This window comes from Agromyces soli, from assembly GCF_022811605.1.
In the GTDB taxonomy this organism is placed as follows: domain Bacteria; phylum Actinomycetota; class Actinomycetes; order Actinomycetales; family Microbacteriaceae; genus Agromyces; species Agromyces soli.
In genome coordinates, this window is the sequence record NZ_CP094533.1 from 2,660,379 (window position 1) to 2,678,912 (window position 18,534).

Annotated in this window: 19 protein-coding genes; 15 read left to right on the forward strand and 4 right to left on the reverse strand. The window is 71.8% G+C overall.

The features are described 5' to 3' along the window. Positions 1 to 79 precede the first annotated feature (79 nt). Positions 80 to 1,519, reverse strand: coding sequence for a glucuronate isomerase (gene uxaC / locus MTP13_RS12745; protein ID WP_243568116.1), 1,440 nt, complete (start codon positions 1,517 to 1,519; stop codon positions 80 to 82). Positions 1,520 to 1,664: 145 nt separating this feature from the next. Here uxaC and MTP13_RS12750 point away from each other — a divergent pair, with 145 nt between their 5' ends. Then, entirely contained in the window at positions 1,665 to 2,705 is a 1,041-nt protein-coding gene (locus tag MTP13_RS12750) for a LacI family DNA-binding transcriptional regulator (protein WP_243568117.1), read from the forward strand. Positions 2,706 to 2,711: 6 nt separating this feature from the next. On the opposite strand, the gene MTP13_RS12755 is transcribed toward MTP13_RS12750, so the two are convergent. Next, complete coding sequence (locus MTP13_RS12755) at positions 2,712 to 3,812, reverse strand: GNAT family N-acetyltransferase (RefSeq protein ID WP_243568118.1); 1,101 nt, start codon at positions 3,810 to 3,812, stop codon at positions 2,712 to 2,714. Between the two features lie 127 nt (positions 3,813 to 3,939). On the opposite strand from MTP13_RS12755, the gene smc reads away from it, so the two are divergent. The 5 genes from smc (at position 3,940) to ffh (ending at position 11,284) form a co-directional block, all read left to right on the forward strand. Next, positions 3,940 to 7,458, forward strand: coding sequence for a chromosome segregation protein SMC (gene smc / locus MTP13_RS12760; RefSeq protein ID WP_243568119.1), 3,519 nt, complete (start codon positions 3,940 to 3,942; stop codon positions 7,456 to 7,458). 64 nt (positions 7,459 to 7,522) lie between these two features. Beyond that, positions 7,523 to 8,197, forward strand: a complete 675-nt coding sequence (locus MTP13_RS12765) for a hypothetical protein (protein ID WP_243568120.1) — start codon at positions 7,523 to 7,525, stop codon at positions 8,195 to 8,197. A gap of 52 nt (positions 8,198 to 8,249) precedes the next feature. After that, complete coding sequence (gene ftsY, locus MTP13_RS12770; RefSeq protein WP_243568121.1) at positions 8,250 to 9,125, forward strand: signal recognition particle-docking protein FtsY; 876 nt, start codon at positions 8,250 to 8,252, stop codon at positions 9,123 to 9,125. 25 nt (positions 9,126 to 9,150) lie between these two features. Next, positions 9,151 to 9,639, forward strand: a complete 489-nt coding sequence (locus tag MTP13_RS12775) for a DUF2004 domain-containing protein (protein ID WP_243568122.1) — start codon at positions 9,151 to 9,153, stop codon at positions 9,637 to 9,639. A gap of 61 nt (positions 9,640 to 9,700) precedes the next feature. Continuing rightward, the gene (gene ffh, locus MTP13_RS12780) at positions 9,701 to 11,284 is read left to right on the forward strand and encodes a signal recognition particle protein (RefSeq protein ID WP_243568123.1); all 1,584 of its coding nucleotides are present in this window, start codon (positions 9,701 to 9,703) and stop codon (positions 11,282 to 11,284) included. Between the two features lie 8 nt (positions 11,285 to 11,292). Here ffh and MTP13_RS12785 read toward each other — a convergent pair whose 3' ends face one another. After that, positions 11,293 to 12,444: a glutamate--cysteine ligase gene (locus MTP13_RS12785; RefSeq protein ID WP_243568124.1), complete on the reverse strand. Its 1,152-nt coding sequence runs from the start codon at positions 12,442 to 12,444 to the stop codon at positions 11,293 to 11,295. Positions 12,445 to 12,733: 289 nt separating this feature from the next. Between MTP13_RS12785 and rpsP the strand changes: the two genes are divergently transcribed. The 4 genes from rpsP to trmD are packed head-to-tail and all read left to right on the forward strand — an operon-like array spanning position 12,734 to position 14,722. Continuing rightward, positions 12,734 to 13,165, forward strand: a complete 432-nt coding sequence (gene rpsP / locus MTP13_RS12790; RefSeq protein ID WP_189084785.1) for a 30S ribosomal protein S16 — start codon at positions 12,734 to 12,736, stop codon at positions 13,163 to 13,165. Between the two features lie 4 nt (positions 13,166 to 13,169). Next, positions 13,170 to 13,406, forward strand: coding sequence for an RNA-binding protein (locus MTP13_RS12795; protein ID WP_189084786.1), 237 nt, complete (start codon positions 13,170 to 13,172; stop codon positions 13,404 to 13,406). Position 13,407: 1 nt separating this feature from the next. Next, the gene (rimM, locus tag MTP13_RS12800; protein WP_243568125.1) at positions 13,408 to 14,013 is read left to right on the forward strand and encodes a ribosome maturation factor RimM; all 606 of its coding nucleotides are present in this window, start codon (positions 13,408 to 13,410) and stop codon (positions 14,011 to 14,013) included. A 16-nt stretch (positions 14,014 to 14,029) separates the two neighbouring features. Beyond that, on the forward strand, positions 14,030 to 14,722 hold the full coding sequence (gene trmD / locus MTP13_RS12805) for a tRNA (guanosine(37)-N1)-methyltransferase TrmD (protein ID WP_243570828.1): 693 nt from the start codon (positions 14,030 to 14,032) through the stop codon (positions 14,720 to 14,722). Positions 14,723 to 14,737: 15 nt separating this feature from the next. Here trmD and map read toward each other — a convergent pair whose 3' ends face one another. Beyond that, on the reverse strand, positions 14,738 to 15,505 hold the full coding sequence (map, locus tag MTP13_RS12810; RefSeq protein WP_243568126.1) for a type I methionyl aminopeptidase: 768 nt from the start codon (positions 15,503 to 15,505) through the stop codon (positions 14,738 to 14,740). Positions 15,506 to 15,627: 122 nt separating this feature from the next. On the opposite strand from map, the gene MTP13_RS12815 reads away from it, so the two are divergent. The 5 genes from MTP13_RS12815 (at position 15,628) to MTP13_RS12835 (ending at position 18,534) form a co-directional block, all read left to right on the forward strand. Continuing rightward, on the forward strand, positions 15,628 to 16,128 hold the full coding sequence (locus MTP13_RS12815) for a hypothetical protein (RefSeq protein WP_243568127.1): 501 nt from the start codon (positions 15,628 to 15,630) through the stop codon (positions 16,126 to 16,128). 198 nt (positions 16,129 to 16,326) lie between these two features. Next, positions 16,327 to 16,674, forward strand: coding sequence for a 50S ribosomal protein L19 (rplS, locus tag MTP13_RS12820; RefSeq protein WP_243568128.1), 348 nt, complete (start codon positions 16,327 to 16,329; stop codon positions 16,672 to 16,674). A gap of 91 nt (positions 16,675 to 16,765) precedes the next feature. Then, the gene (gene lepB, locus MTP13_RS12825) at positions 16,766 to 17,515 is read left to right on the forward strand and encodes a signal peptidase I (protein ID WP_243568129.1); all 750 of its coding nucleotides are present in this window, start codon (positions 16,766 to 16,768) and stop codon (positions 17,513 to 17,515) included. After that, positions 17,515 to 18,204 (forward strand): ribonuclease HII, encoded by a 690-nt coding sequence (locus MTP13_RS12830; protein WP_243568130.1) that lies wholly within the window; start codon positions 17,515 to 17,517, stop codon positions 18,202 to 18,204. Before lepB ends, MTP13_RS12830 begins: the two co-directional genes overlap by 1 nt. A 6-nt stretch (positions 18,205 to 18,210) precedes the next feature. Next, positions 18,211 to 18,534 (forward strand): DUF2469 family protein, encoded by a 324-nt coding sequence (locus MTP13_RS12835; RefSeq protein ID WP_243568131.1) that lies wholly within the window; start codon positions 18,211 to 18,213, stop codon positions 18,532 to 18,534.

An 18,534-nucleotide genomic window follows, 5' to 3' on the forward strand; every position in this document is an offset into this window, starting at 1 on the left:
GGGAGTGGAGCTGGGTCGGGGGAATTGAGTGGAGTGGAGCCGGGTCGGGGGATGGGGGACGAGTGCGCGGACGTACGGCTCAGTGGCCGAAGTGGCCGAGTCGGAACGTGGCGCGCGGCAGCTCGTAGCTGAGCTGCCTGATGATCGAGCCGGCCTCGTCGATCGAGAGCCGGTGCTCGCTCACGAGCTTCGAGAGGAAGGCGCTGTCGAGGCGTCGCGCCATGTCGTGGCGCGCGGGGATGGAGCACAGCGCTCGGGTGTCGTCGATGAAGCCCGACTGCTTGCCGAAGCCGATGGAACCGGTCACGGCGGAGCGATAGCGGAGGATGGCCTCCGGTTCGTCGAGGAACCACCACGGCGCGCCCGCGTAGACGCTCGGGTAGAAGCCCGCGAGCGGTGCGATCTCCCGCGCCCAGGAGGTCTCGTCGAGCGTGAAGAGCACGAGATGGAACGCCGGGTCGTGACCGAACTCGTTGAGGAGGGGGCGCAGCCCCTCGGCGAACCGCGTCGTGAGCGGGATGTCGCAGCCCCGATCCGGCCCGTACTGCCGGTGCAGCCCGGCGTCGTAGTCGCGCAGCGATCCGACGTGCAGGGTGATGACGAGTCCGTCGTCGTGGGACTGCCGGGCGAGCTCCGAGACCATGCCCGCGCGGAACGTCGCCGTCTCCTGGGGCGTCGCCTCGCCTCGCCGCGCCCGCAGGTACAGCTCCGCGAGCCGTGCGCGGGGGAGGACCGCCGTGCGGGCGTCCTCGAGCGCGCAGTCGATCGACACCGCGCCGTGCCGCGCGAACACGCGGCGGCGTTCGGCGATGGCGGCAAGGTAGGACTCGACGTCATCGTCGCCCCCGGCTCCGGCGAGGAGCGCGGTCACGTTCCGGTGCCAGCTCGGATGGCCGGGGTCGATGGCCGCCTCGATCCGCAGCGTGGGGATCACGTCGGTGGCGAAGGCGGGGTCGTCGCGGAGCGCGGCGTGGTGCTCGAGCGTCGAGAGCGGGTCGTCCGTCGTGGCGAGCGTCTCGATGTTGAACGACTCCACGAGGGCGCGCGGGAGGTACGCCGGGTCGCGAAGGCGCTCGCCGAGGTGGTCGAAGAGGGCGTTTGCGTTCGAGGCGTCCGGTAGCTCGTCGACCTCGAACACGCCGACGAGCACATCCTCGAGCCAGTACTTCATCGGCGTTCCGGCGAACCGCGCCCAGTGTTCGCAGAGGATGCGCCACGATCTCCGGGCCTGCTCCTCGGAGAGCGGCTCGGCGCCGACGCCGAGCTCGGCGAGCGGCACGCCGTGCGCGTGCAGGAGGCGCGTGACGTAGTGGTCCGGGGTGATGAAGAGCTCGGTCGGATTCTCGAACGGCCGGTTCTCCGCGAGCAGCGCGGCGGGCACGTGGCCGTGCGGCGACACGATGGGGAGATCGGCGACCTGCTCGTAGAGCTCGCGGGCGATGCGACGGCGCTGAGGCTCCGAGGGGAGCAGTCGCTCGGGGTGCCGCCCTGCCGGGTGCGTTCGTCGTGTGGGCTGCATGCGGACCATCCTCTGGGAGCCGCTCGGGCGTTGGCAACAGGTTGCCATGCTTTGCCAACCGCGCGTCCCGGATGCCCCTCGAACGGGTGCGGCGCCCGTGGTTCCGGGGCGTTCCGCACTGCGCGAGCGCCAGTACCATGCCCGTATGCCGCACCGCGAACAGGCAGAGGAGCGCCCGGTCACGATCTACGACGTCGCCAGGGCGGCCGGGGTCGCACCGTCGACGGTCTCACGCGCCCTGGCCCGACCCGGGCGGGTGAGCGTGGCGACCGCCTCGAAGGTCCGAGAGGTCGCGCAGCGCCTCGGGTACCAGCGCAGCCGCACCCTTCCGGCGGCGCTCCAGCAATCGCAGCTGCTCGCGATGGTCGTGAGCGACATCAAGAACCCGGTGTTCACCGACCTCGTCCGCGGCGCGGACCTCGCGGCCGAGGCGGCGGGCTACACCCTGATGGTCTTCGACTCCCGCGAGAGCGTGGTGCGCGAGCGCGCGTTCGAACGGTATCTCGCCGCGGTGGACGGAGTCGTCCTCACGAGTCCGCGGCTGCCCGCCGCCGGCATCCGCATGCTCGCCAAGCAGCGCCCGGTCGTCGTGCTCAACCGGATCGTCGGCGACCTGCCCTGCGTGCTGACGGATGGCGCGGAGGGCGCACGGCGCGCGGCGGAGCACTTGCACGGGCTGGGCCACACCGACGTCACGTACCTCGCCGGACCCGCCGCATCCTGGACCGACGGCGTCAGATGGCGGGGCGTGCAGCAGTCGGCGGCCGACCTCGGCATGCGCACGTGCCGGATCCGCGCCGCGTCGCCCACCGTCGAGGGCGGTTTCCGCGCAGCCGCGCACTGGGCCGCGAATCCGACCACCGGCGTCATCGCGTTCAACGACGTGATGGCCATCGGCTTCATCGTCAGGCTGCGGGCGCTCGGGCTCGAGGTGCCCCGCGACGTCAGCGTCGTCGGCTTCGACAACTCCCAGCTCGGCACGCTCACGACGCCACCGCTCACCTCCATCGCGTCTCCGCTGCGCGATCAGGGCACGACGGCCACGAACACGCTCATCGCTATCCTCGCCGGCAAACCCGTCCCGTCGGACCCGGTCCTGCTCCCGACGCGACTGATGCCTCGCGAGTCGACCGGCCGGAGCTCTGGCGCCGCCCGGCTCCGGGCCGCCGTCGAACGGGCCGGATGAGTCGGGTCAGCTGAGCGGCACGGCCGCGGGCACCCGCCGCTCCCAGACGGCCGAGAGCCCTGAGCGGCGAAAGCCGAGCCCGAGGTTGATGCGCAGCATGTGCGCGTTCTCGTCGGCGTTCCAGGTGTGCACCCGGGTGCGTTCGGGCGCCGCCTCGTGCAGCGCGACGAGGTTCGCGAGCTTCAGCAGCAGACCGAGCCGGTGGCCCCGGTGCGCGCGGAGCACGATCGTGTCGTCCTGGTAGGCGACGGGGCGGCCGGGCGGCAGCTCCAGCACGGTGTAGCCGGCGACGTCGCCGCCGGCGTCGACCACCGCGCAGCTCAGCAGGGTCGTGCCGCCGGTGAGGAGCTCCGCCTCCCAGGCGCGCACGCGGGCGCGGTCCCAGCGCTCGGCGTCGATCTGCAGCGCCCCGGCCGGGATGTCGCGGCTCATATGCTCCCGCGCCGCGGCGTACGCGTCGACGAGGGCGTCCGGCGCGGCATCCCGCCAGCCGATGACCCGATAGCCGGCCGCGGTGGCGGATGCCTCGGCTTCGACGAGCTGCGCCCGGAGCCCGTCGGCGCGACCGCGGGTGTCCAGCAGACTCACCCGCTCGATCTGGCCGAGCTCGTAGCCGGTGGCCGCGGCGAACCCGGCCGCGGGGGAGTCCGCGGGGATCTCGGCGTCGCCGGCCGTCTCGGCGGGCGCCGGGAGCCCGGTGCCCCGTTCGCCGAGGCTCGCCTCGGGGTGATCGGAGAATGAGTCGAGTGCGCGCTTGCCGGCGTCGAGGGCGGCGCGCTCCGCGACGGCGAGGAGGGCGCGACCGATGCCGCGACGGCGCTGCCCGGCGGCGACGACGACGTGGACCTCGGCGGACTCGGCCTCCGGATCCTCGTCCCAGACGGCGGATGAGCGGCCGAGCAGCTCGTCGCCCTCCCACGCGCCGAACGCCACCCGCCGCAGGTGGGTGCCGCGGGCAGCGGCGAGCAGCTCCGCCGCGCTGAGCGCGAAGTCGTCGTCGCCCCAGGTCTCGTGCTCGACCGACGCGAGCAGCAGCGCCGCCCGCTCGAAATCTCGGGCGGCGGGAACGCCGAGGCGCTCGGGGACCGGGATCTGACGGATCTCCATGGCTTCAGCGTACGGGGCCGGCCACGACGCTGCCCCCGCCCGTCCGGCGTGCTGCGGCGCTCCACCGCGCCCGCGGGGGAGAACTCGGCTACGGTAGTCCGCAGCGCCCGGAGCAGGAAGGTGGGACGTGTACCTCAAGAGCCTCACGCTCAAAGGCTTCAAGTCCTTCGCCCAGCCCACGAGCTTCGCGTTCGAGCCCGGGGTGACCTGCATCGTCGGGCCGAACGGCTCGGGCAAGTCCAACGTCGTCGACGCGCTCGCCTGGGTGATGGGGGAGCAGGGGGCCAAGACCCTCCGCGGCGGCAAGATGGAGGACGTCATCTTCGCGGGCACCTCGACCCGCGGCCCGCTCGGCCGCGCCGAGGTGAGCCTCACGATCGACAACGCCGACGGCGCTCTGCCGATCGAGTACAGCGAGGTCACGATCTCGCGCACCCTGTTCCGCAGCGGGCAGTCGGAGTACGCCATCAACGGCGAGCAGTGCCGGCTCCTCGACGTGCAGGAGCTGCTGAGCGACTCCGGGCTCGGTCGGGAGATGCACGTCATCGTCGGCCAGGGGCGACTCGACTCGGTGCTGCACGCCAGCCCGGAGGACCGCCGCGGCTTCATCGAGGAGGCGGCGGGCATTCTGAAGCACCGCCGTCGCAAGGAGAAGACCCTCCGCAAGCTCGAGGCGATGCAGACGAACCTCACGAGGCTCTCCGACCTCGCGGGCGAGATCCGCCGGCAACTGAAGCCGCTCGGCCGCCAGGCCGAGGTCGCGCGCGAAGCCGCCGGCATCGCCGCCGTCGTCCGCGACGCGAAGGCGCGCCTGCTCGCCGACGAACTCACCGGCCTGCGCCGGGCGCTCGAGGAGCACGGCCGCAGCGAGCACGAGCGGCACGCCGAGCGGCTCGTCCTGCAGGAGAAGCTGGAGCAGCACCAGGCCCGCGTCACCGCGCTCGAGCAGACCTTCGAGGGCGACGAGGTCGACCGGGCGCGCTCGCTCGGCTTCGAGCTCGAGCAGGCGCAGAGCGCGCTGCGCGCCGTCGACACCCTCGCCAGACAGCGCATCGCCCTGCTCGGGGGCCAGGGCGAGACGCAGGACGCGGTGCCGACGGTCAGCCGGCAGGACATCGTGCAGGCGACCGACGCCCTCGAGGCGCTCCGCGACGGCATCGGCGCCACCGCCGCCGAACTCGACCTCGCGCACGAGGCCACGGGGGTCGCCCGCGCCGCGCTCGACGAGGTCGACGCCGAGATCGCGAAGCAGAGCGCGCTGGTCTCCGCCTACGATCTCGAGCTCTCCAAGCTCGCCGGCCAGGCCGATTCGGCCGCGTCGAAGCTCGCCTCCGCCCGCGGCGAGGTCCTCAGGCACGCCAATGCCCTCGAAGCGGCCGACGCCCGACGCGCCGCGGCCGCCGCCGCGCTCGCCGAGGCCGAGCAGCAGGCCGAGAGCGACGACGCCGGCGAGACCGACCTCGACGAGGCGTACGAGCTCGCCCAGGCGGCCGTGTTCGAGTCCGAGGCCGAGATCGAGCGCCTCCGCGAGGAGCTGCACGGGCTCGAGCGCGAGCAGGGCGCCCTGCAGGCGCGCACCCAGGCGCTCTCCCTCGCCCTCGACCAGCGAGACGGTTCGGCCGCCCTGGTGGCCGCCGGCGTGCCCGGCGTGCGGGGCCTGCTCGCCGAGGGCATGCAGGTGCGCTCCGGTTTCGAGGCCGCGATCGCCGCGGCGCTCGGCTCGCTCGCCGACTCGGTGCTGGTGGACGACCGGGATGCCGGGTTCCGGGCCGTCGCCGCGGCGGCGGACGGCGATCTCGGCCGCGTCTCGATCACCCTCGCCGACGCGGGCGGCGTCCAGACTGCCAGCGCGATACCGGACGTACCAGGGCTCACGCCGGCCGCCGAGGTCGTCACCGCGCCGTCGGGCGTGCGCGCGCTGCTCGCGGAGGTGCTCGTGGCCGACGACCTCGACGCGGTCCGCGCCGCGGAGCCCGCTCTCGCGAAGCTCGATCGCCCGGTGACGGTGATCACTCGCGACGGAACCGTCGTCGGTCGCTTCGTGCTGCGCGGCGGCTCCGGACGGAAGCAGAGCCGCATCGAGCTCGTCGCGGAGCGCGACGAGGCGCAGAACGCCCTCGACGAGCTGCGCGGCGCGCTCGAGCGCAGCCGTACCGCCCTGGCCGAGGAGCGCACGACGCACGAGCAGGCGAAGCAGGTCTCCAAGCAGGCGCTCACCGCCCTCCGCGAGTTCGACGCCCAGCTCGCCCAGCGCACGGAACGGCTGAACCGGGCCCGGGTGCAGCTCGAGGCGGCCGACGCCGAGCTCGAGCGGCTGCGGCAGGCCGCCGCGAGCGCCGAGGGCCGCGTCGGCGAGGCGGAGGCCGCCGCCGAGGCGGGCAAGGCCGCGCACGAGGCCGCCCGCGCGGTGCCCCGGCCCGTGCTCGACGCCTCGATGCGCGACGGCGCCGTCGCGGCGCTCGACGCGGCACGCGAACGAGAGGTCGAAGCCAAGCTCGCGGTCGAGACGATCCGCGAACGGGTGCGCTCCGAGGAGGCGCGCATCGCCCAGCTCGAGCGGCAGTTCGACACCGAGCAGCAGCAGGCGGTCGAGGCCGCTCGCCGCGCCGTCATCCGTCGTGCCCAGCTCGAGGCGGCGAGCCGCGTCGCCGAGGCGCTGCCCGCGGCGCTCGCCTCCGTCGACGCCTCCGTGGCCGAGGCGCGCGTCGCGCTCGGCCGGGCCGAGGCCGAGCGGGCCAGCCGTAACGAGCAGCTGCAGGCCGTGCGCCGCGAGGAGGCTCAGGTGCGCGAGCGCCTGCAGTCGGTCACCGAGGACGTGCACGGCCTCGAGCTGCGGATCTACGAGAAGAAGCTGCACGCGGCCTCGCTCGCCGAGCGCGCCGAGTCCGAGCTCGGCCTCACCGAGGAGGTCCTCGTCGCCGAGTACGGCCCCGAGCAGGAGGTGCCCCCGGACACCGAGGACGGCGAGGCGACGCCGTACTCCCGCGACGTCCAGCAGCGGCGGCTCGCGCAGGCGGAGCGGAAGCTCGCCCAGCTCGGCCGGGTGAACCCGCTCGCGCTCGAGGAGTTCGCGGCGCTCGAGCAGCGCCACCAGTTCCTCACCGAGCAGCTCACCGACCTCGCGAACACCCGGAAGGACCTGCTGACGATCATCGAGGAGATCGACGGCAAGATGGAGGCGATCTTCCGGGCCGCCTTCGAGGACACCAGGGACGCGTTCGCCGAGGTCTTCCCGGTGCTCTTCCCCGGCGGCACCGGCAGCATCTTCCTGACGAACCCCGACGACCTGCTGAGCACCGGCATCGAGGTCAGCGTGAAGCCGGCCGGCAAGAAGATCGAGCGCCTCTCGCTGCTGTCCGGCGGTGAGCGCTCGCTCGCCGCGGTCGCGCTCCTGATGGCGATCTTCAAAGCGCGCCCCAGCCCGTTCTACATCATGGACGAGGTCGAGGCGGCCCTCGACGACGCGAACCTCGGCCGACTGCTGACCACCTTCGAGTCGCTCCGCGAGGCGTCCCAGCTCATCGTCATCACGCACCAGAAGCGCACGATGGAGATCGCCGACGCCCTCTACGGCGTCTCGATGCGCCAGGACGGCGTCTCCGCCGTCGTCGGGCAGCGCGTCCGCGAGGAGCGCGCGGCGAGCTGAGCGGCGGGCCGCGGCGGGGAGCGCTCCCCATTGCCGCATCCCGACGGATGGCTAGGCTGGCCGCATGAGCACCGTCAGCACCGCACCTCGTTCCGCGCTCCGCGCCCTCGCGATCGTCGCCGCCGTCGCGGCGCCGCTCGCGCTCAGCGGCTGCTTCCCGATCGACGTGACGAACGCCCAGCGCATCGACGGCGGCGGCACGAGTGAGACCGACGATCCGATCGTCGAGACCGACAGCGCCGACCTCGGCGAGCTCTCCTTCGAGGATGGCGCGCTGCTCACTTCCGCCTCGACCGCCGAGTGGGCCGACGGGCTCATGTTCGACGACGGCTGGACGCTCACCAGCCCGGACGACGGGAACGGCAACTGGGGCTACACCTCGGCCGACGGGGCGTGCACCGCCGCGTACTGGCAGGGCTTCATCGGCGACGTCGACACCAGTTCGGGCGACGACCGGATCGCCACCGACGAGATGCTCGCCGTCGTGTTCGGCGCCACCGCCGCCGAGGTGGGCGAGGTCGCCGTGGACGGCGGCTTCGCGCTCGGCGTGCCGGGCAACGACGACGTCGACACCCGCTACGTCGTCGGCGACGACGGCACGGTCCAATGGGTCGTCGCGGGCCGCGCGCTCGTGCAGCCCGGCCTCGGCTTCACCCTCACGATCGACTGCACCGGGCAGGACCCCGAGGCGGTCCTCGACGAGCTCAACGAGCTCTCCGCCATCGCGGTGGTGCCCTGAGCGGACGCCGCGCGTGCGCCGGCGGGCGTCGCTGAACGAATAAGCTCGAAGCATGGCAGAACGCGCATCCTGGTCGCTCGGTTCGGCGCTCCGAGGCATCTTCGGTGCGAAGACGATCGACGACGACACCTGGGACGACCTCGAGGCGGCGCTCATCACCGCGGACTTCGGCCCGGGCGTGACCGAGGAGATCGTCGAGCAGATCAAGGCGCAGGTCGAGCGGTACCGCACGACCGATCCTCGCGACGTGCAGCGGATGCTGCGCGAGGTCGTCGAGGAGCGCCTCGCGAAGTACGACCCGACGCTCCGGCTCACCGAGCGTCCGGCGGTCGTCCTCGTCGTCGGCGTCAACGGCGTCGGCAAGACCACCACCATCGGCAAGTTCGCCCGCTTCCTCCGCAGCTACGACCGCAGCGTCGTGGTCGGCGCCGCCGACACCTTCCGCGCCGCGGCCGTCGATCAGCTCGCGACCTGGGCCGAGCGCGCAGGCGTCGGCATCGTCCGTCCGGAGCGCGAGGGGCAGGACCCGGCATCCGTCGCGTTCCAGACCGTCGAGCAGGCCAAGCGCGACGGCACCGAGATCGTCGTCATCGACACCGCGGGCCGGCTGCACACGAAGGGCGGGCTCATGGACGAGCTCGGCAAGATCCGGCGCGTCGTCGAGAAGCAGGCGCCGATCAGCGAGGTGCTGCTGGTGCTCGACGCCACGACCGGGCAGAACGGGCTCGCACAGGCCGAGGCGTTCATCGAGCACGGCGGGGTCACGGGGCTCGTCCTGACGAAGCTCGACGGCAGCGCCAAGGGCGGCTTCGTGCTCGCGGTGCAGGAGAAGACCGGCCTGCCGATCAAGCTCATCGGTCAGGGCGAGGGAATCGCCGATCTGACCGGATTCACCCCGCACGTCTTCGCGCAGAAGCTCGTCGGATAAGCGCAGCAGAGAAGAGGGACGCGACATGGCCACCGAGCACGACTACTTCGGCGTCGTCGGGGACTACTGGTCGGAAGACGTCGAGTACGCGGACCAGCGGGTCGAGGTCGTCCTGGATGCCGAGGGCGAGTCCGCCTCGACCGCGGCCCTCGACGCGGCGGCCACCCTCGTCGGCGAGCTCGAGCTCGTCGACGACGAGCTCCGCGGCGCCTTCGTCGGCCAGCTCGACTCGGGCTCCTCGCCGGTGGTCCGGTTCCTCGACACCCTGCTCGACGCCGATCTCGAGCAGGCGGAGGACATCGAGGCCGCGATCGGGCGCGAGTCCGGCGACCGCCAGGTCGACGCGCTGCGCTCGCTGAGCCTCGTCCGGGTCGACCTCCGCCCGGAGGCCGACGGCGACGGCGAACCCTTCGCAGAGTTCGAGTACGGCCTCGCGCCCGACGAAACCGACGAGCGGCTCGTCGCCGTCATCGACGTCGCTCGCGAGATCGTCGACGTCCGTTTCGAGGGCTGAGCCGGCCGCACCGCGCCGCTGGCCCACGGGCCCCAGGGCATCCCGATAGAATCGGCCTGTTATGGCTACCTTCGGAACCCTGTCTGACCGCCTCGCCGACACCTTCAAGCACCTCCGCACGAAGGGCAAGCTGTCGGCCTCCGACGTCGACGGCACCGTTCGGGAGATCCGGCGGGCGCTGCTCGACGCCGACGTCTCGCTCGACGTCGTCAAGCAGTTCACCGCTCGCGTGCGCGAGCGGGCGCTCGGCGACGAGGTCAACAAGGCGCTGAACCCCGCGCAGCAGGTCGTCCAGATCGTCAACGAGGAGCTCGTCGGCATCCTCGGCGGGCAGCAGCGACGCCTCCAGTTCGCGAAGAACCCGCCGACGGTCATCATGCTCGCCGGCCTCCAGGGCGCGGGCAAGACCACGCTCGCGGGCAAGCTGGCGAAGCACCTCGTGAAGGAGGGGCACACGCCGATCCTCGTCGCGAGCGACCTCCAGCGCCCGAACGCCGTGAACCAGCTCCAGGTCGTCGGCGGCCAGGCCGGCGTCCCCGTCTACGCGCCCGAGCCCGGCAACGGCGTCGGCGACCCGGTCAAGGTCGCGAAGGACGGCGTCGCGCACGCCGCCCGCGCGCAGCACGACGTGGTCATCATCGACACCGCCGGCCGGCTCGGCGTCGACGCCGAGCTCATGAAGCAGGCCTCGAACATCCGCAAGGCGACGAACCCCGACGAGGTGCTGTTCGTCATCGACGCGATGATCGGTCAGGACGCGGTCGCCACCGCGAAGGCGTTCCAGGACGGCGTCGACTTCACCGGCGTCGTGCTCTCCAAGCTCGACGGCGACGCGCGCGGCGGCGCCGCGCTCTCGGTCGCCTCGGTGACCGGCCGGCCGATCATCTTCGCCTCGACCGGTGAGGGGCTCGACGATTTCGAGCCGTTCCACCCGGACCGCATGGCGAGCCGCATCCTCGACCTCGGCGACATCCTCACGCTCATCGAGCAGGCGCAGCAGGCCTTCGACGAAGAAGAGGCGATGAAGGTCGCCGAGAAGCTCGCGAGCGAGCAGTTCACGCTCGAGGACTTCCTGAAGCAGATGCAGCAGCTCCGCGGCGCCGGCTCGATCAAGAAGATGCTCGGCATGCTGCCGGGCGCCGGCGGCATGAAGCAGCAGCTCGAGAACTTCGACGAGCGCGAGATCGTGCGCACCGAGGCGATCATCCAGTCGATGACTCCGGCCGAGCGTCAGAACACCAAGCTCCTGAACGGCTCGCGTCGCCTCCGCATCGCGAAGGGCGCCGGCATGACCGTGACCGACGTGAACCAGCTCGTGCAGCGCTTCGAGCAGGCCGCGAAGATGATGAAGACGGTCGCGCGCGGCGGCGTTCCGCAGATCCCCGGCATGGGGCCGATCCCGGGCGCGGGCGGCTACGGCGGCGGCAAGCGGCAGGCGGCCAAGAACAAGAAGAAGTCGGCCGGCTCGCGCTCGGGCAACCCCGCCAAGCGGGCGGCCGAGAACCAGGCCATCGCCGAGGGGCGTCCCGTCGCCGGGAGCGCCGAGGAGTCGAAGGGCGCGGGCTTCGGGCTCGGCGGTGCCGCGGCGCCGACGCCCTCGGCCGACGACCTCGCGAACTTCCAGAAGCTGCTCGGCGGCCGCTGAGCGCCGATTCAGCGCGCGGACGCGTCCATCCCCGAGCGCAGCTCGTGGGCGAGGTGCGCGACGACGGCCTTGAGGTCGCCGTCGTTGGCCTCGGCGACGTGCAGCTGGCGCTGGGCGCTCGCACCCTCGGCGACCATGCGCGCCACCTCGGCGAGTTCGGCGCTGCAGCCGAGCCGCTCCGCGACGGGGGCGAGGCGCTCGACCAGTTCGAGCAGGTCCTCGGCGACGGGGCGCTCCGTGCCGGAGGCATCCGTGATGACCACGGCCTGCAGGCCGTAGCGGGCGGCGCGCCACTTGTTCTCGCGCGTGTACCAGGGCTGGAGGACCGTCAACGGCTCGTCGTGGTCGAGGCGCGTGCTCATCCACTCGACGAGGCACTGCACGAGCGCCCCGATGGCACCGAGCTCCCTGGCGGTCGAGACGCCGTCGCAGACCCGCACCTCGACCGTGCCCCAGCGCGGGGATGGACGGATGTCCCAGCGCACCTCGCTGTGGTCCTCGATGACGCCCGTGCGACGGAGGTCCTCGACGTAGCGCTCGTAGGCGGCCCAGTCGGTCAGCGGGTAGGGGAGCCCCGCGGTCGGCAACTGCTGGAACATCAGCGCTCGGTTCGAGGCGTAGCCCGTGTCGACGCCGGCCCAGAACGGGCTCGACGCGCTGAGCGCCTGCAGGTGCGGGAGGAAGGTGAGCAGGCCGTCGAGAATCGGCAGCGCCTTGTCGCGGTCCTCGATGCCGACGTGCACGTGCACGCCCCAGATCATCATGTTGCGGCCCCACCAGCGGGTTCGCTCGATGAGCTTGTGGTAGCGCGGCTTGTCGGTCAGCTGCTGGTCGTACCACTGGCTGAAGGGGTGGGAGCCGCTGCAGATCAGCTCGTAGTCGCCGAGCTCCTCGACGACGGCCCGCACCTCGGCCAGCTGGCCCTCCAGGTCGGCGACGGCGGCGGGCACGGTGGCGTGCACGCTGCTCACGAGCTCGACCGTGTTCGTCAGGAGCTCCGAGGTGATGAAGGGGTGCTGGCCGCCGGGGCTGATCGAATCGAGCAGTTGCAGGGCCCGGTCGGCCACCGAGGCGAGCTCGCCCGTCTCTCGATCGACGATGGCGATCTCCCACTCGAGGCCGACGGTCGAGCGGGGGGAGTCGGCGAACTCGATGGGCATGGGCGGCCTTTCTCGGGACGGATGCCGTGCGGCCCATCATGACACGGCGGGTGCCCGGCATCACCCGTACGACGCTCGATGACGGGCGGCGCGTCGGGCCCGAGCACGCCCGCGGACGACACGGAGCCGCCCTGGTTCGCGGCGGCCGTCCGGATCTGGCAGAATAGGCGGTTGGACCGCCGCCCGACCCTCTATCAGGCCGTGGTCCGCCCATTTCGAGCTTCCGCCGGGTGTGCACCCCACGCTCCAGGCGATCGGTTCAACTCTCGTTACATCTTCCAGGAGAATCGTGGCTGTCAAGATCCGTCTCAAGCGGCTCGGCAAGATCCGTGCCCCGTACTACCGCATCGTCGTCGCCGACTCGCGCACCAAGCGCGACGGTCGTGTGATCGAGGAGATCGGCAAGTACCACCCCACCGAGGAGCCCTCGTTCATCGAGGTCGACTCGGAGCGCGCCCAGTACTGGCTCTCCGTCGGCGCGCAGCCGACCGAGCAGGTCCGGGCCATCCTCAAGCTCACCGGCGACTGGGGTCGCTTCAAGGGCGACAAGGACGCCGTCTCGACCGTGAAGGTCGCCGCGGCGAAGGAGGCCTTCGTGGCCGACGACAAGAAGAAGCCGGTGCTGAAGCCCAAGGCGGAGAAGCCGGCCAAGGTCGAGGAGGCCCCCGCGGCCGCCGAGGCCGAGGCCCCCGCCGACGAGACCGCGACCGACGAGGCGTAACGTCTTGCTCAGGTCCGCGCTCGAGCACCTCGTCAAGGGCATCGTCGAACACCCCGACGAGGTGAAGGTCGTCTCCGCGTCGAGCGCACGTGGCGAGGTCCTCGAGGTTCATGTGAACCCCGAGGACCTCGGCCGCGTCATCGGACGCGCCGGCCGCACCGCCAAAGCGCTCCGCACCGTGGTGACCGCCCTCGCGGACGGTCGCCGAGTCCGCGTCGACGTCGTCGACACCGACGCCTGACGTGGCGCGCGACAAGCGCCCCCAGCAGTTGCGGGTCGGGCGCCTCACCAAGGCCCACGGGCTGAAGGGCGCCATCAAGCTCGAGCTCTACACGGACGACCCCGAACGGCGGTTCGTGCCGGGAGCCGAGTTCTCCCTCCAGGTGCCTGCCGAGTCCCCGTGGCACGGCAAGCACCTGGTCTTCCGGGAGCTCCGCTGGTACAACCAGCAGCCGGTCGGCTTCTTCGACGGCGTCGACGACCGCACCGCGGCCGAGACCCTCGTCAAGGCGATCCTCTGGGTCGACGTCGACGAGGCCGCCGAGTCCGCCGACGCCGAGCCGGACGCCTGGTACGACCACCAGCTCGTCGGGCTCGCCGTCCTGCGCGACGGCGTCCGCGTCGGCGAGGTCGCGCACGTGGACCACCTGCCGGCGCAGGACCTGCTCATCGTCAAGACCGCGTCGGGCGAGGTCATGGTGCCGTTCGTCGCCGCGATCGTCCCCGAGGTCGACCTCGAGGCGGGCACCCTCACCGTGACGCCGCCGGCCGGACTCTTCGAGGAGCTGCCGGACGAGGCGGCGCAGGGCGACGCCGAGGCATCCGCCGCCGGCGACGACGCGGACTAGCGAAGGAGACGGGGCCATCCGGATCGACATCGTCACGATCTTCCCGAGCTTCTTCGACGTGCTCGACCTGTCGTTGCTCGGCAAGGCCAGGCAGTCCGGCCTCATCGAGGTCGTCGCGCACGATCTGCGCGACTTCACCCACGACCGGCACCGCACCGTCGACGACACGCCCTACGGCGGCGGCGCCGGCATGGTCATGAAGCCGGAGCCGTGGGGCGAAGCCCTCGACGCGATCGTCGGCGAGGGCCCGTCCGACGCCCTGCTCGTCGTGCCGTCGCCCGCCGGCGAGCCGTTCACGCAGCAGCTCGCCCGCGAGCTCGCCGCGGAGTCGCACCTCGTCTTCGCCTGCGGCCGCTACGAGGGCATCGACCAGCGCGTCGTCGACCACTACAGCACCCGCATGCGGGTGCGGCTCGTGTCGCTCGGCGACTACGTGCTGAACGGCGGCGAAGTCGCCGTCATGGCGATGATCGAAGCCGCCGGCCGGCTCGTGCCGGGCGTCGTCGGCAACCCGGAGTCGCTCGTCGAGGAGTCCCACGAGGACGGCCTGCTCGAGTACCCGAGCTATACGAAGCCGCAGCAGTGGCGGGGCCTCGAGGTGCCGCCCGTGCTGCTCTCCGGAAATCACGGCCGCGTCGCCGAGTGGCGCCACGAGCAGCAGCTCGAGCGCACCCGCGCGGTCCGTCCCGACCTGCTGCCGCCCGAGTAGGGCGCGCCGCCCGCGTCAGCCGCGGGCGGTGAGCACGATGGGGTCGCCGTCGGTGATGGCGATCGTGTGCTCCGAGTGCGCGCCGCGCGAGCCGTCGGCGCTGCGGAGCGTCCAGCCGTCGGGGTCGGTGAAGATGCGGTCGGTCGTCTCGAGCCACCACGGCTCGATCGCGAGCACGAGGCCCGCTTTCAACGGCATGCCGCGGCCGGGGCGGCCGGAGTTCGGCACGTGCGGGTCGCCGTGCATGGTGCGGCCGACGCCGTGGCCGCCGAAGTCGGTGTTCACGAGGTAGCCGGAGGCCTTCGCGACGTCGCCGATCGCCCGGGAGATGTCGCCGATCCGGTTGCCGACGCGCGCGGCGTCGATGCCGGCGGCGAGCGCCTCCTCGGTGGTCGAGATGAGGCGGAGGTCCGCCTCTCGGGGCGTGCCGACGACGACGGAGATCGCGGAGTCGGAGACCCAGCCGTTGACGGAGGCGGCGAAGTCGAGGCTCAGCAGGTCGCCGTCGCGCAGCACGTAGTCGTGGGGGAGGCCGTGCAGCACCGCGTCGTTCACCGAGGTGCAGATGACCTTGCCGAACGGGCTCGCGCCGAAGGAGGGGTGGTAGTCGATGTAGCAGCTCTCGGCGCCGGCCTTGCGGATCATCTCGTGCGCGAGGGCGTCGAGCTCCAGCAGGTTCACGCCCGGCTTCGCCGCGGCGGAGGTGGCCTGCAGCACGCTGGCCACGAAACGCCCGGCCGGGCGCATCTCCTCGATCTCGGCGGGGGTCCTCAGTTCGATCACGATCATCCTCTCCGAGACCATTCTGGCGGATGCCGCGGGCGCGGCTCGCCCGTCCAGTCTCCCGGCTCCGCCCTGAGTGAACACCCGGTGCGCTCACAGCGCCCCGAGGTTAGCCTGTCGGCATGCTCCTCAGGCGCCTCTTCTACCGCTGGCAGTTCGTCGCGGTGATCGCGCTGCCGCTCTGGCTCGTCGTCGGCTGGGCCTTCTTCGGCGCCGGTGGCTGGGGCACGCTCGGGCTCGTGATCACGGTGCCAGCGGCCTTCCTGACGCTGCTGGTCGTGGCGCTGCTCGTGAACGCCCGCCCGACCGCACGGTCCCAGCGCGCCGCCTCCTGGCTCGACGTCGGCGTCCTCGGCGCGTGGCACCTCGCGATCGTCGGCACCGGGTTCTACGGCGCCACGGCCACCCTGTTCAGCGTCCTCGCGATCATCGGCGCCGTCGCCGCGTTCTGGGCCGCCCTGTCGCAGCTCGTCGCCGACGGCTCCCGGCGGATGCGCGCCACGATGGCGGAGTTCGAGCGGCAGGCCGCCGCGCAGGGCGGGGGACCGGTGCCAGGGCCGCAGAAGCCGCCGTTCGACGACGGCGACGGCGACGTCATCATCGTCCACGAGATCCGCGACTGACCGCGAGCGGGTCCCCGCGGCATCCGCCGTCGTGCCGTGTTGGCGGGCGGCCCCGCGATCTGGCAGAATAGACGCTTGTGCCGCTGCTCGGCCCTGCCTCCGGGGAGCCTGCAATGCGCTTCATGCGCGAGGCGGCACCGCACTCGTATCAATTCTGATCCGCGTTCGACCGGTGGCGGGCGCAGAGAGCGAACCATCATGCACATCCTCGACCACGTCGACGCCGCGAGCCTGAAGTCGGACATCCCCGACTTCCGCCCGGGCGACACCGTCAAGGTGCACGTCAACATCGTCGAAGGCACGCGCTCGCGCGTCCAGGTCTTCCAGGGCGTCGTCATCGGCCGCTCGGGCGAGGGCGTCCGCGAGACCTTCACGGTCCGCAAGATCAGCTTCCAGGTCGGCGTCGAGCGCAAGTTCCCGGTGCACTCCCCGATCATCGACAAGATCGAGATCGTCACCCGCGGTGACGTCCGTCGCGCGAAGCTCTACTACCTGCGCGAGCTCCGCGGCAAGAAGGCCAAGATCAAGGAGAAGCGCGAGAGCTGAACCGCTCGCGTCGAAGCGCCTGTCCGAGCTCCCCGCCCCTACACTGGGACGGGGAGCTCGGCGTTTTTCCGAGCGAATGACACGGGGTTCCATGACAGACGAGACGCAGTCCACCGCGACCACCGATGACCGCGGGCAGCAGAAGCCGGGCAGGAAGCGCGGGGTGCTGCTGTTCCTCCGCGATCTGCTGATCATCTTCATCGTCGCGGTGCTGGTGTCCTTCCTCATCAAGACGTTCCTGATCCGCTCGTTCTTCATCCCGTCGCAGTCGATGCAGCAGACGCTCGAGATCGACGACCGCATCATCGTCAACGAGCTCGTGCCCGACGTCGTGCCCCTCGAGCGCGGCGACGTCGTGGTCTTCCGCGACCCGGGCGGCTGGCTGCCCGTCCGCGAGGAGCCGCAGCAGCCGCCGCTCGTCGCCGCGGTCGATTGGTTCCTCGCCTTCGTCGGGCTCTCCGCGCCCGATTCGAACGACCACCTGGTGAAACGGCTCATCGGGCTTCCTGGGGATCACGTGGTCTGCTGCAACGCGCTCGGCCAGATGAGCGTCAACGGCGTTCCGCTCGACGAACCGTACGTGGCGCTGCCGCCGGGGGACACCCGGGTCTCCCGAGACGATTTCGACGTCACGGTGCCGGAGGGCTCGCTCTGGGTGATGGGCGACAACCGGTACAACTCGAAGGACAGCCGATACAACGGCGACACCCCGCTCAAGGGCTTCGTCCCGGTGGACAACGTGGTCGGGCGCGCCTTCGTGGTCAGCTGGCCGCTGTCGCGCTGGGCGTGGCTCGGCAACTACCCGGAGGTCTTCGCCGGCGTCGACGAGGGCTCGGGCTGATGGCCGCCGCCGCACCCACGATGCGATTCGAGCGGGAGCTGTTCGACGGCGGCGCCGAGATCGTCGTCGCCTGCGACGAGGTCGGTCGTGGCGCGCTGGCCGGACAGGTCGCCGTCGGGGTCGTCGTCGTCGACGCGGGGATGCGGCGGATGCCGGCCGGACTGCGCGACTCGAAGCTGCTCGCCGAGCCCAAGCGCGAGCTCCTCGCGCCGAGGGCCGCGGCCTGGGTGCGCGCCTCCGCCGTCGGCGAGGCGAGTGCCGCCGAGATCGACGAGCTCGGCATCATGGCGTGCCTCGGGCTGGCCGGGGCGCGTGCCTTCGCCGCCGTACGGGAGCTCGTCGACGTGCCCTTCGGCTCGCCGCTCGTGCTCGACGGCAACTACGACTGGCTGAGCCAGGCGATCGAGCATCGCGCCAGGGTCATCACGCGCATCAAGGCCGACCGCGACTGCGCCTCGGTGTCGGCGGCGTCGGTCATCGCGAAGGTCCATCGCGACCGGGCGATGCGGGCGGCGCACGTCGACTGGCCCGTTTACGGCTGGGACGAGAACAAGGGGTACTCCTCGCGGGCGCACTTCGAGGCGATCGCGGAGCACGGCCCGAGCGAGCTGCACCGCCGCACCTGGCTCCACGATCGTTCGCGCGAGGCGGAACCTGACGCCGCGCTCTTCGAGCTCGGCGTAGGATGATCTGCGATGGATGAAGACGAGTTCGACGACTACGACCGAGAGGTCGAGCTGGCCCTGTACCGCGAGTACCGCGACATCGTGTCGCAGTTCCAGTACGTGGTCGAGACCGAGCGCCGCTTCTACCTCGCCAACGAGGTGGAGCTGGTCCGCCGCGACACCGAGCACGACTTCTACTTCGAGCTGACGATGAAGGACGTCTGGGTCTGGGACGTCTACCGCGCCGACCGCTTCGTGAAGAGCGTGCGCGTGCTGACCTTCAAGGACGTCAACATCGAGGAGCTCGCCGCGCGCGAGTTCGAGCTGCCCAAGGAACTCGCGCTCGACGAGTAG

Coding starts and splice junctions, on each gene's coding strand:
- MTP13_RS12755 (WP_243568118.1), bottom strand. CDS start 3,812: ATGGAGATCCGTCAGATCCCGGTCCCCGAGCGCCTCGGCGTTCCCGCC.
- MTP13_RS12765 (WP_243568120.1), top strand. CDS start 7,523: ATGAGCACCGTCAGCACCGCACCTCGTTCCGCGCTCCGCGCCCTCGCG.
- rplS (WP_243568128.1), top strand. CDS start 16,327: ATGCACATCCTCGACCACGTCGACGCCGCGAGCCTGAAGTCGGACATC.
- MTP13_RS12750 (WP_243568117.1), top strand. CDS start 1,665: ATGCCGCACCGCGAACAGGCAGAGGAGCGCCCGGTCACGATCTACGAC.
- uxaC (WP_243568116.1), bottom strand. CDS start 1,519: ATGCAGCCCACACGACGAACGCACCCGGCAGGGCGGCACCCCGAGCGA.
- ffh (WP_243568123.1), top strand. CDS start 9,701: ATGGCTACCTTCGGAACCCTGTCTGACCGCCTCGCCGACACCTTCAAG.
- MTP13_RS12835 (WP_243568131.1), top strand. CDS start 18,211: ATGGATGAAGACGAGTTCGACGACTACGACCGAGAGGTCGAGCTGGCC.
- MTP13_RS12815 (WP_243568127.1), top strand. CDS start 15,628: ATGCTCCTCAGGCGCCTCTTCTACCGCTGGCAGTTCGTCGCGGTGATC.
- MTP13_RS12775 (WP_243568122.1), top strand. CDS start 9,151: ATGGCCACCGAGCACGACTACTTCGGCGTCGTCGGGGACTACTGGTCG.
- MTP13_RS12830 (WP_243568130.1), top strand. CDS start 17,515: ATGGCCGCCGCCGCACCCACGATGCGATTCGAGCGGGAGCTGTTCGAC.
- lepB (WP_243568129.1), top strand. CDS start 16,766: ATGACAGACGAGACGCAGTCCACCGCGACCACCGATGACCGCGGGCAG.
- MTP13_RS12785 (WP_243568124.1), bottom strand. CDS start 12,444: ATGCCCATCGAGTTCGCCGACTCCCCCCGCTCGACCGTCGGCCTCGAG.
- ftsY (WP_243568121.1), top strand. CDS start 8,250: ATGGCAGAACGCGCATCCTGGTCGCTCGGTTCGGCGCTCCGAGGCATC.